This window comes from Acidovorax sp. (genome assembly GCF_046291265.1).
In the GTDB taxonomy this organism is placed as follows: domain Bacteria; phylum Pseudomonadota; class Gammaproteobacteria; order Burkholderiales; family Burkholderiaceae_C; genus Acidovorax.
In genome coordinates, this window is record NZ_JBKBTV010000007.1 from 37,346 (window position 1) to 48,935 (window position 11,590).

Genomic DNA, 11,590 nt, shown 5'->3' on the forward strand with positions numbered 1-11,590 from the left:
GGATTCGGTATCCGAGCTGCACGGTATTGTGCTGTGCAATGTCAGCGGCCGTCGAAACTGGCACACGCCAATCCAGTGCACTCGTGGAGCTGGCTTTGCCAGGCCACCGAGTGCGTCCCCCTCCCGCGAAGCGAGAGAGGGGGAAGGCGCCGAAGGCGACTCAGGGGGTGCTTCATCTCACGCTGGCTTGATGCTGCCCGGCACGATTCTCGCGCCGTAGTCGCGCATCAGCGATTGCACAAACGGGTCGTTGTTCACGATTTCTTCGGCACGGCGTTGGCGTTCGGCCGCCGCATGCGCATTGCGGCGGGCGGGGCTGTCGATCACCACCCCCACTTCCACCGTGATCTGGGCCGCATGGCCAGCGGCCTCCAATGCAGCACGCAGGCGCTCACGGGCCACAGGCTGATTGAGCGACTCGCGCTCCACGCGCAGCAGCCAGTGGCTACCGTCCCGTGCCACCAGTTGCGATTGCAAGGCCAGCTCGCGCACCAGCGCGGTGATGGCTTCTGCCGCCACCATCTGCTGCACCGTGGTGTGCCAGACATCGCCCTCTTCGGTGGGCGTGTAGCGCGCCGAGACAGGGGTAGGCGCCGACAGCGGCAGAGGTTGCAGCCGCTCACCGGGCTCGGGCGACTCGCGCACAGGAATTGCTACGTATTCAGGAGCTACTTGCGCACGACCACTATGCGCTGGAGCCTGATTTCGATCAAATCCTTCCGTGGTACGCACCGGCAGCGCAGTGGCGGTGGGCGCTGCAGCCCCCACGGTATCCGGCTCGTCCGAACCCGGCCAGGGAGGCGGCTCGGAGGTATCGGAAAGATCAGAAGGCGCTTCTTGCGGAGGAACAGAAGCGGACAGGGAGGGGGGAGTGTGCGCCGCTGGTGCAGGGGCGATAAGAGCAGCAGCAGCCGGGACTGGGGCAAGCGCCGCAGTTGCGGGCTGCGCCACTGGGGCCAACACCGGACGAGCCATGGGTGTCGAAACAGGGGCCGTAGCAGCGGGCGCCGGGGCCGTCTGCGCGGCCGCAGAACCCGCGGCGGCCAGGCCCGAAGACGCGGTTTCAGGCCGCGTCAGAGTTTTTTTTTCAGCCGGTTCGCCCTGGGGCTTGAAGGCCAGCAGGCGCAGCAGCACCATGGTCAGCGCCGCGTACTCATCGGGGGCCAGGCCCAGTTCGCCACGGCCATGCAGGCACAGGCTGTAGAGCAACTGGGTTTCATCGGCAGGCATCAGGGCAGCCAGCCGGGCTGTTTCTGCGGCCTCGGGGTCGTCGGCATCCACGGCACCCGCCATCTGCGGCACCGCCTGGAACACGGCCATGCGCTGCAACACGGCGCTCATCTCTTCGAGTGTGGAGGCGGCCGACAGGCCATTGAGGCGCAGCACATCCGAGGTTTCGACCACGGTCTTGCCGTCGCCCTGTGCCAGGGCCTCAATGAGGCGGAACACGTAGGAGCGGTCGACCGCGCCCAGCATCTGGCGCACGGCGGCTTCCTGCAACTGGCCGCTGCCAAAGGCGATGGCCTGGTCAGTCAGCGAGAGCGCATCGCGCATGGAGCCCCGCGCGGCGCGCGAGAGCAGCCGCAGAGCCTGGGGCTCGGAGGACACGTTCTCCGACGCCAACACCTGCGTGAGGTGCGACAGCACGGTTTCGGGTGCCATGGGGCGCAGATTGAACTGCAGGCAACGGCTCAGCACCGTGACCGGTACCTTCTGCGGGTCGGTCGTGGCCAGCACGAACTTGAGGTATTCGGGCGGCTCTTCCAGCGTCTTGAGCATGGCGTTGAACGCCGTGTTCGTGAGCATGTGCACTTCGTCGATCATGAAGACCTTGAAGCGGCCCTGTACCGGCTTGTAGACCGCTTGTTCCAGCAGGCTCTGCACCTCGTCCACGCCCCGATTCGATGCAGCGTCCAGCTCGGTGTAATCGGGGAAGCGGCCACTGTCGATGTCGGTGCAGGCGGAGCACACACCACACGGCGTGGCGGTGATGCCGCCCTGCCCGTCCGACCCCTGGCAGTTCAGCGACTTGGCCAGAATGCGCGACACCGTCGTCTTGCCCACACCGCGCGTCCCCGTGAACAGGTAAGCGTGGTGCAGCCGCTGCGTGTTGAGCGCATTGGTGAGGGCCTGCACCACATGCTCCTGCCCCACCATCTCGGTGAAATTGCGGGGGCGGTACTTGCGGGCGAGCACGAGGTAGGACATCTGTCAGATTCTACGGGCTAGGCCGGGTGTCCTTTCGGCGGTTCGGGCAACGGGCGGGTCAGAAAAGTGCGTCGGCATCCGGCGTACAATCGGCGGTGACGGGCCTCCTCGCATGGTGAAGCGGCCAACCGGGTCAGGTGGGGAACCAAGCAGCCCTAACTGTGTAGTCAGTGCCGGGGGTAAGGCTCGTCAACTTCTTCTTTTTCTCTCTTTCATTGGCGCCTTCGCGCCAATGAATGTCTCGATTCAATTTCCCCTGTTTTTGTTTGTCGCGCCCAGGTGCTGCCACGGCGATGGCGGCCACCCGGTGTCGGCGGCGTCCCACGGGCTGATGCGGCTGCTGGTGGTAGCTAAGAGAACCAGGTCGTAGCACAATTTGTGGCATCCGTTTCATCCTTTGCCACATTGGGTGCCGCCATGCCAAACGTCCAGACAGCGCCAGCGCCAGTGTTGTCACGCCGCCGTCCCGTCGGCCTTCGCAGCGACAAGCTGGGACCGCTCGCATTTCAGCCGAATCATTCAGGATTTTTTTGGCAAATCCCTTTGATGGCCGTGTCTTGTCTGTGCCTGGTGATCGCCAGTCCTGCGCAGGCCGCAGAGACATTTTTTGGAGAATCAACACTGGCAACCTGGCTGAAAGACGAGAAAGAGAACCGGGGCACGGTGTCTTTTGAAGTCAACACCAGTATCTTGCCCAGCCCTAACAACACACCCCGCGCACGCAGCAACCCGGAACGCGGCAGCACAACACCCAGCTACAACGCCGTCCAGCACCTCGATGTCACAAGCTGGCTCGGCCAGGACACACAAAGCCGTTTTGGCCTGACGCTGGGACTGAGCGCGCCCTCCACCTTTACACCGGCACCATCCGCTGTCATGGCGACGGGTACAGGGTCGCAGCCCGCGCCCCAATTGGATCTCGGACTTCGGTGGCGATCAGAACTGCAGCGAGGGCGCCATCTCGACGTATCCGCCTGGGCCCAAGCGCCGGACGCTGCGAGCCAGATCTGGCAAACCCAACCACCGAGCTATGGCACCCGCGTGGAAGTGCAATGGGCTTCATCGCGCACACGCGGACTGGTGCCGGAGTTTGGCGCCGTCGGTGTACAGCTGCAGGGTGGGTCCCGTTTGGTGCTGCGGGCCCGGAAGGGCGGACCCATGTTGTACTACCGGGCAAAGTTCTAAATCCAACGGCACGTCGCGCCCCGGTGGTTTCAGGTGTCTGGCTGAACCAGCCAGCGCCGGGCGCCCTCGCCCGCCTGGCGTCCACTCGCCATGCTGGCCGTGAGCAAATAGCCCCCCGTCGGCGCCTCCCAGTCCAGCATTTCGCCCGCACAGAACACGCCAGGAATGGCGGTGGCCATGAGATGGGCGTCGAGGGCCTCAAAAGTCACGCCCCCGGCGGTACTGATGGCCTCATCCAACGGACGCGCAGCCACCACGGTGATGGGCAAGGCCTTGATCGCGTGGGCCAGTTTCACGGGGTCGTTCATGCCATCTTTGCCCAGGTGCTCGTACAGGACGCCTGCCTTGATGCCGTCCAGGCCCAAGCGGCTCTTGAGGTGGCTGGACAACGACCGGGAACCACGCGGATGGCGCACTTCCACCAGCACCCGTTCGGGGCTGTGGTCCGGCAAAAGATCCAGGTGGAACGTGGCATGGCCATGCGCCTCGACTTCGTCGCGCAGCAGATGCGACACGGCATACACCAGACTGCCTTCCACCCCTGCCGCTGTGACCACAAACTCGCCCCGGCGGCTGAAGCTCTGGCCCTGGCTGTCGGTAAAACTGAGCGCCACCGTCTTGAAAGGCTGGCCCGCAAAACGCTCGGCAAAATGCGGCGTCCAACCCACGGCTGGGGTTGGCGTGCGGCCAATCAGTTCCTGCAAAAACGCGCGGCGGGTTTCGCCTGCCGGGGCGTCGGCCCGCAAAACGTCAAAGCCGCAGTTGGAGGCGCGCAGCGGTGCCACTGCCACACCGCGCTGCGCCAGCAAGGGCACCCAGGCGCCGTCGGACCCCAGGCGCGCCCAGCTGCCGCCGCCCAGCGCCAGCACCACGGCGCGTGCCGTGACCTGCACCTCGCCAGTGGGGGCCGCAAAACGCAGTGCGCCGTCCTCGCCCCAACCCAGCCAGCGGTGGCGCATGTGGAACTGCACGCCCTGCGCGCGCAGGCGCTGCAGCCATGCGCGCAGCAGGGGGGCAGCTTTCAGGTCGGCGGGGAACACGCGGCCCGATGTGCCGACAAAGGTTTCCACCCCCAGCCCCTGCGCCCAGGCGCGCACCTCGGGTCCGCCAAAGCTTTGGACCAGCGGCTCGACCTGCGGTTGGCGCCCGGCGTAGCGGCTGACAAAAGGCGCGTGTGGCTCGGAATGGGTGAGGTTGAGCCCGCCCTTGCCCGCCAGCAAAAATTTGCGTCCCACCGAGGGCATGGAATCAAACAGATGCACCGCCACGCCCGCCTGCGCGAGCACCTCGGCCGCCATCAGCCCCGCGGGGCCGCCTCCCACGATGACGGCATCGCAGCCCAAAGAGGTGGCGGCGTTGGCGTCGGCCAAGGGGGTGGGTGCATTCATGGGGGAAACCTTTAGATCCATCGAAAACCGTCAATTCAGAACAGGGAACCTTGCGCGGAACCCGGGGGGGCAGCACCAGCGGCGGGGCCCGGCTCGGCGTGTGGCGCCAGTGCAGGCGGCGTGGGCGCAGAGGCCGTTGGCGCGGGGGCGAGAGTATGCCGCACCGGCCCGCCCCCCGGGTCCGAACCCGTCGCCCGAACCTCGTCGGTGACGGGCTCGCCCTCGCCCTCGCCCGGGACCGGCACCATGCGCCCGTCGCCCGTCAGGAACGCCGCCCACACCCGCTCGCCGGGCGCCTGGCCCATCACCGCCGCACGGTAGCGCTGCAGTTGGGCCATCAGCGCGGGCTGGCGCTCGGGCTGGGCCGCACTTTTGTAATCCAGCACCCACCAGCCCGCACGCTCGGGGGGCTGGTGGCAGTGCACCAGGCGGTCGATGCGCAGGCTCTGGCCCTGGTAGCGCAGGGGCGCCTCATTGATGGTGGTGTCCACCACGTTGGCATCCCAGGCCCAGGCGCCCTCGCCCGCCAGAATGCGCTGCGCGGTCTGCGCGGCAGTGCGTGCGGCGCCCACAGTGATGTCGAAGTCTTGCGCCAGCCGCGCCACACGCGCTGCGGGCCAGCCGTGGGTGCGCAGGTCGGCCAGCGGGGCGCCCGCCACACCGGCCTGCTCCAGCAACTGGTGCATGGCCTCGCCCAGGCGTGATGCGGGGGTGGACAGCGATGGCTCTGGGTCGGCCGGATCCACCACCTCTGTCGCAGACCGAGGCCCGGCCCGCCATTCGGGGGGAAGCACCGGCAACTCGGCCAGGGTGAAATGGTCGTGTGCGCTGTCTTGCACACCCGCCGCTTCACTCCCAATGGCCTGCCCCGCTTCGTCTGGCACGGGTGCATCGGCCAGCAGCGGCGCCAGCCGGTTCCACCAACTGCCCGGTGCTGACACGCTGGGCAACACAGAGGACAGCGCCAGGCAGTGTTTGGCGCGCGTCATGGCCACGTACAGCATGTTCAGCTCTTCGCGCTGGCGGGCCTGTTGTTCGGTGGACAAAGCGGATTCGGCGCTGGGGGGCGGGCTGGATTCGCTGGCGAGAAAGACGAAACCTGCAGGTTCGGTCTTTTCGCCAGGCCAGTCCACCAGCACGCCCATGGTCTCGGCCTTTTGCGGGCGGGTGTCGGTGTCGAGCAGCAGCACGCAGCGCGCCTCCAACCCCTTGGCGCCGTGCACCGTGAGCAGGCGCACCGCCTGCGCATCCACCCGGCCGGGGGCGCGCACGCCGCCTTTTTTCATGGCGCGCACAAACGCATAGGGCGTGAGGTAGCGGCCCCCGTCGTGCTGCAGCGAGGCCGACAGCAGCGCGCGCAGATTGGCCAGCACCGCCATGCGCTGCGCGGCCGGAGCTGCGGCGGCAAAGCGGGCCAGCACGTCGCCATGCTGGTAGATGGCGTGCAGCGCGTCGTGTGGCGGCAAGGCGTCCACCCAGGCCTTATATAGAGCCAAATTGGCACCTAGCGCTTGTGTATCAAGCGCTAGCAGCTCACTTTTTTGTAGTAAATCAAACCAGCTGCTGGCCGCATGCTCTGGCTGGCGGCGCAGCGCAGCCAGGGCCACCAGGGCATCGTCGCCCAGGCCAAACAGCGGCGATTTGAGCGCGCGCGCCAGCGAAAGGTCGTGGCCGGTAGACACCAGCACATCGAGCAGCGCTACCACGTCCTGCACCTCGGGCGCGTCGAACAGGTCGGCTTTTTCGGGTTGCACGCAGGGCAGGTGCAGGGCGCGCAGGGCGTCCTGCATGGCCGCGAGCCGGTCGCGCTTGCGGGCGAGCACCAGCACTTCGTTGGGCGGCGTGCCTGCGGCGATCTGTGCCGCCACCCACGCCGCCGCCTGCGTGCATTCGCGCATGCGCTGGGTTTCTTCGGCCTCGTGGCGTGGCTCGGTCAGGCTGTCGCGCCAGGCAAACGGGTCGGTGCCCGCGCCACCGTCGGCATCTGGCGGCAGGATGGCTGGCAGGCGCAGCAGCACGCCTGGGTCTTTCGATTCGGTGGTGTGATCGCGAAAGCCGCTGGTTTCGTTCTGCGCCTGGGCCGCGCCCATGACATGGTTCACGGCGGCGATCACGCCCGTGGCGTTGCGGCGGGTGTGGTCGCAACTGAGCAGGTCGCCGCTCAGCCCATCGCGCACAAAGGCCTGCGCGGCGATGAACACCTGCGGCTCGGCGCGGCGAAAGCGGTAAATGCTCTGTTTGGGGTCGCCCACGATGAACACGCTGGGCGGCTTTTGGCCACTGGCACCACCGCCCGACCCGGCATAACCCGACAGCCACGCGTGCAGCGCCTGCCACTGCAGCGGGTTGGTGTCCTGAAATTCATCGACCAGCAGGTGGCGGATGCGCGCGTCGAGCCGCTCTTGCACCCAGCCCGACAGGATGGGGTCGGCCAACATGACCTGGGCGGTGCGCTCCACGTCGTTCATGTCCACCCAGCCGTGCTGGTGCTTGACGACGGCAAACGCGGCAATCAGGCAGCGCGCCAGGCGGGCCATGCGCTGTTGGTGCTGCCAGGCATCGTGCTGGCGGCGGGCAGTCAACAAACGCTGCAGCTCGGGCTCGGACTCCTGCGCGGCGGCGAATTTTTCGAGGTTCTTCGACAGCCGGTCTTCCTTGGCCACAAACATCGCCTTGCGCAATTGGTCCAGGCGCAGGTTCAAGTCACTGCAGGCCAGCGCGTCGATGATGGCGTCTGCCGCCTTTTGCGGCGTCTTGTTGGCCTCGGCCCCCAGCACTTTGGCGCGGGCCAGCCAGCGTGCGTGGCAGGCGTCGCCCCGCAAGGCATCGGCGGGTTCGTTGCAGGCGGCCAGCTCCGGGTACTGCACCTGAAACGGTGGCACCGAGGCATCCACCACCCCTTTCGCATCGGCCAAATCAAATTCGACCCGCTTGGACAGCGCCGCCGCCAGCGCCTTGTGGGTTTGCGAGCGGCCATGGCGAGCCACGACCGCCTCGTAGTCGGCCCGCAACGTGGCGCTGGTAGCCACGGTGTGCAGGAACGGCCCCCACACCTCGCGCACCGCTTCGGCATCGTCTTCCAGCAGCTCAAAGTTGGCGGGCAGGCCCTGCGCCTGCAGCAGCGCCAGCGGGGCGGTGCCCAGCAGCGCGGCAAACCAGCTGTGAAAGGTGCGGATCTGCGCCGGGCGGCCACTGACCAGCATCTGGCGATATAAATTTTGTAGCGCCTCGCGCTTATCCAGCGCGCGCTCGGGGCTGATTCCTCTTGCAATCAGCTCCGCGGTCAACGTGTCCATCGAGGCCTGGGCAAACGTCTCCAGCCATTCCTGCAGGCGCTGGCGCATTTCGCCCGCGGCCTTCTTGGTGAAGGTGATGGCCAAAATCTCGTGGGGGGCGGCACCGTCGAGCAACGCGCGCAGCATGCGTGAGACCAGCATCCAGGTTTTGCCCGCACCCGCACAGGCCTCCACCGCCACGCTGCGCGCCGGGTCACAGGCGATGGCATAGAAGGCCTCGCGCGAGACGGGGCGGCCGTTGTGTTCGTAGGCGGCGTTCATCATTCCCAGAAATCCTTGCGACACAGGCCACGGGCCGCGCAGTAATCGCACACGGCGCCCTCGCCCAGGGCGGGCATCGGTACGCCTGCGGCCATGCGGGCAAAGTCGTGCTGAATGCCTTCCACCAGCAGGTCACGCAGGTGCACCACCTCTTCCTGTTCGTGCATCTGCGTCTCGCCCCGCTCGCCCACGTTCACATAGGCGGCACGCAGCGTGTCGTGGCTGAGCAAGGCGGCGTAGAACGCGAGCTGGGTGTCCTCAGCCCCAGCACCGATGCGCTTGCGCGTGACGGTGTCGTTCTCGGTCTTGTAGTCGATGACCAAAGGTGTGGGCTCGCCGGTGGACGAAACGGCATCGATGCGGTCGATGGTGCCCACCAACTGCAAAGCCCCGAGCGGCTGGCTGGCTTGCACCTCGGCCTGCCGAAAGTGCCCCCCGGCTTGTTCGTGCTGCACGAGCCAGCGCAGATAACCGTCGCGCACCTGCGGCCAGCCAGCGGCGAATGGCAAGAAATCACCCTCGCCCAGGCCTTGCTGCAGCGTGATGGCCTGCGCAGCGCTGTCCATGCGGGCGATACGGGCTGCCGCATCGTCGGTGGGGTCGGCCAGCAACGCCTCATGAAAATGCTGCAGCACCGCATGCAGCCAGTTGCCAAAGTCACGCTTGTCCACTTCGGCGGCCAGTTCGTCGGCCTCTTGCAGGCCCAGCTGGCGCAGTGCAAAAAAGCGGTAGGGGCAGTGCCGCAGGTCGGAATACGCAGTGGAGGACAGCCGCACCACCGGCAACGCCCGCCCGTCGGGCAAGGGCCTTGCTGTCGGCATCGCAGTCACGTCGCGCTGGGTGCGGTCGTCCGTCCCCTCGGTGGCGCCGCCGCTGAGGTGCAGCGCCAGCACCAGCGCGCTGGCCAGCAAGGGTTCGCCTCCTTCATCACCCGTGCGCCAAAGCACATCCACCGCGGGGGTTTGCAAGGCATGGTGCCAAGCCGCGCGCTGGGCCACTTCAAGCGATTCGCGCGTGGGCAAGCCCCAGGCTTGGCGCTGCGCCTGGGCCCAGTCGCCCACGGGCTCGGGGGATGGCTGCAAGCGCTTTTCATCGCAGCCAGGCAATACCAGGGCGGCAAACGGACGTGCAAGCAACTGGGGCAAAGGCAAAACGACGACGGGTGCATCGCCCATCAAAGGGGGTACATACCGAGCGGCCTCCAGCACCTCGTTGGCCCAGCGGGTGAACTCGGCCAGAGCCATGCGCCGGCCTGCGCTGTCCCAGCCCTCCAGTTCGGCCTCTTGGCCCTCCTGGAGGCGCAACGCCGTCAGCACCCGCGCGCCTGCGGCATCGTCTTCAAGGGTGGACCACTGGCCGCTGGCCACCAAAAGGGCGCGCAGGGACTGCAACCACTGCGCCAGGGGACGCGGGGCACGCAAGGCATCGCGCCAGTCTTGCACTTGCAACACCAAGGCTGCCAGGGCGGGCTTGTCCGTCCAGTCGCGCTCGGCAGCGCCCGACCAGGTTGCTATTGACGCCTTGCGCAATGCGCGCTCCAGGCCATTGGCCACAGGCAGTTCGATGGCCGGTGTGTGTTTAAGCCAGTCCAACACTTCATCCGCAGATGCATTCCATGCACAGGCCTTGAGCGCGGCCATCAGTTGCGCGGCAGCCCGGGTGGTAGACAGCGTCCAGCCGTTTTCATCTCGCACCGCGACCCCGCAGCTGGCCAGATGCGCTCCGATGCGGCGCGTGAGGGCGCGGTCGTTGGCCGCCAACGCGACCGGGGTGCGGCCCGCAGCCACATGGGCCAGCACGCACGCTGCAGCGCGCTGGGCCTCGTCCTCGGCGTCTTGTGCCGCGTGCAGTGCGATGTGGCCGGAGGGTTGAGCCTGCGCCGACGCAGGCGGCAACACCAGGGCGCTAGCCTTGTCGCCCCAATGGGTCAGCAGGGCCTGAGCCAGGGGCTCCACCTGAAACCCCTGCAACACCACCAGAGCGTCCACTGACTGGCACACACCGGACTCAAACAACACATCGGTGGCATGGCGCGAGGCCAGCACCCATTCCAGTGCAATGCGGGCCACAACGGCCTCAAATCGCAGTGTGTAGCCTTCGTCAGGCTCGGGCAAAAGGCTGCGCGCCTGAATCCCCCAGGCCTCGCGCTGCGCCGGGGCAACGGCCGCCGCAGCCAACGCCAGCTGGGCGGCGGCCTCTCGCAGGGGCACAGCCAACACGTCGCGCTGCGCAGCCAATCCGGCGCGATCAAGCAAGGTCCGCGCAGTGAGGGTGTCGCGTGCCACGTCTCCACCCAGGTCATCGCCCTGCGGCACAAAGGCCGCCAGCTGGCGTGCCCAGTTGCGCGTGGTTTCGAAACGGGGTGCAAATCCATCGGCATGGTGCAAAGCCCAATAGCGCTGTGCCCAGGGCATGAGCTGGGCATAAGGGACCAGCACCACCGTGCGCGCAGGGTGGGCGCGAAGCCCTTGCATGTGAACCTCCACCTGCGCCAGCACACGCTGCCACAACGCCGCACATTGATCGCTTTTCGCTATGACAGTCATAGCGTCGCAAGGCCCGGCCACACCGGTGAACGTGGGATTGGTTTCTGTCACAATGCCCTGACTTTAAACGTACACCGGTCACAACCCGATCAAAATCAAGGAATCCGCCATGGCCAGCGAACTCATCAAACATGTCTCTGACGCCAGCTTTGAAGCCGACGTGCTCCAGCCCGGCTCCGCCGTGCTGGTGGACTACTGGGCCGAATGGTGCGGCCCCTGCAAAATGATCGCCCCCATCCTGGACGAAGTGGCAGGCACCTACCAAGGCAAGCTGCAGATCGCCAAGATGAATGTGGACGAAAACCGCGAGATCCCCGCCAAGTTCGGCATCCGCGGCATCCCCACCTTGATGCTCTTCAAAGACGGCCAGTTGGCCGCCACCAAGGTTGGCGCGATGAGCAAGGCCCAACTGACCGCCTTCATTGATCAGCAACTGGCCTGATTCACAAACAAGCGCCCCGTTGGTTTTGCCACCACCGGGGCTTTTTTTTGGGGTGTATGCCGCACACGTACACAAACAGGGGCGACAGCAGTGATTGACTCAACAGCGCTCCCCTGAAGCCCTCGCTTTTTTTCCTGTCATAATTCTTCCAGATCACCGGCCTGCACGCATTGGCAGCCGGACCGAGATCCCCGGCAAGCCAGAACTGCAAACAGCAGCCCATCTGGCACCAGCCCTCCTCCCCCAAGATTCATACCAGCTCCG

6 protein-coding genes and 1 other RNA gene are annotated in these 11,590 nt (G+C 66.5%); 3 read left to right on the forward strand and 4 right to left on the reverse strand.

All coding sequences use genetic code 11. The features are described 5' to 3' along the window. Positions 1-177 precede the first annotated feature (177 nt). Positions 178-2,208, reverse strand: coding sequence for a DNA polymerase III subunit gamma/tau (gene dnaX, locus ACK41V_RS04510; RefSeq protein ID WP_409778422.1), 2,031 nt, complete (start codon positions 2,206-2,208; stop codon positions 178-180). A gap of 97 nt (positions 2,209-2,305) precedes the next feature. On the opposite strand from dnaX, the gene ffs reads away from it, so the two are divergent. Further along, an RNA gene (ffs, locus tag ACK41V_RS04515) (signal recognition particle sRNA small type) lies at positions 2,306-2,402 on the forward strand. A gap of 352 nt (positions 2,403-2,754) precedes the next feature. After that, complete coding sequence (locus ACK41V_RS04520; protein ID WP_409778425.1) at positions 2,755-3,393, forward strand: hypothetical protein; 639 nt, start codon at positions 2,755-2,757, stop codon at positions 3,391-3,393. Between the two features lie 29 nt (positions 3,394-3,422). On the opposite strand, the gene ACK41V_RS04525 is transcribed toward ACK41V_RS04520, so the two are convergent. From ACK41V_RS04525 to ACK41V_RS04535, 3 genes are read right to left on the reverse strand one after another with little or no spacing between them, the layout of a single operon-like run. Continuing rightward, the gene (locus tag ACK41V_RS04525; RefSeq protein ID WP_409778428.1) at positions 3,423-4,781 is read right to left on the reverse strand and encodes a TIGR03862 family flavoprotein; all 1,359 of its coding nucleotides are present in this window, start codon (positions 4,779-4,781) and stop codon (positions 3,423-3,425) included. A 35-nt stretch (positions 4,782-4,816) separates the two neighbouring features. Beyond that, positions 4,817-8,341: a UvrD-helicase domain-containing protein gene (locus tag ACK41V_RS04530; protein WP_409778431.1), complete on the reverse strand. Its 3,525-nt coding sequence runs from the start codon at positions 8,339-8,341 to the stop codon at positions 4,817-4,819. Next, positions 8,338-10,884: a PD-(D/E)XK nuclease family protein gene (locus ACK41V_RS04535; RefSeq protein WP_409778434.1), complete on the reverse strand. Its 2,547-nt coding sequence runs from the start codon at positions 10,882-10,884 to the stop codon at positions 8,338-8,340. The genes ACK41V_RS04530 and ACK41V_RS04535 overlap by 4 nt, the downstream gene beginning before the upstream one ends. Positions 10,885-10,993: 109 nt before the next feature. On the opposite strand from ACK41V_RS04535, the gene trxA reads away from it, so the two are divergent. Next, positions 10,994-11,326 (forward strand): thioredoxin TrxA, encoded by a 333-nt coding sequence (trxA, locus tag ACK41V_RS04540; protein WP_008906761.1) that lies wholly within the window; start codon positions 10,994-10,996, stop codon positions 11,324-11,326. Positions 11,327-11,590 lie beyond the last annotated feature (264 nt).

Coding starts and splice junctions, on each gene's coding strand:
- dnaX (WP_409778422.1), bottom strand. CDS start 2,208: ATGTCCTACCTCGTGCTCGCCCGCAAGTACCGCCCCCGCAATTTCACC.
- ACK41V_RS04520 (WP_409778425.1), top strand. CDS start 2,755: ATGGCCGTGTCTTGTCTGTGCCTGGTGATCGCCAGTCCTGCGCAGGCC.
- ACK41V_RS04525 (WP_409778428.1), bottom strand. CDS start 4,781: ATGAATGCACCCACCCCCTTGGCCGACGCCAACGCCGCCACCTCTTTG.
- ACK41V_RS04530 (WP_409778431.1), bottom strand. CDS start 8,341: ATGATGAACGCCGCCTACGAACACAACGGCCGCCCCGTCTCGCGCGAG.
- ACK41V_RS04535 (WP_409778434.1), bottom strand. CDS start 10,884: ATGACTGTCATAGCGAAAAGCGATCAATGTGCGGCGTTGTGGCAGCGT.
- trxA (WP_008906761.1), top strand. CDS start 10,994: ATGGCCAGCGAACTCATCAAACATGTCTCTGACGCCAGCTTTGAAGCC.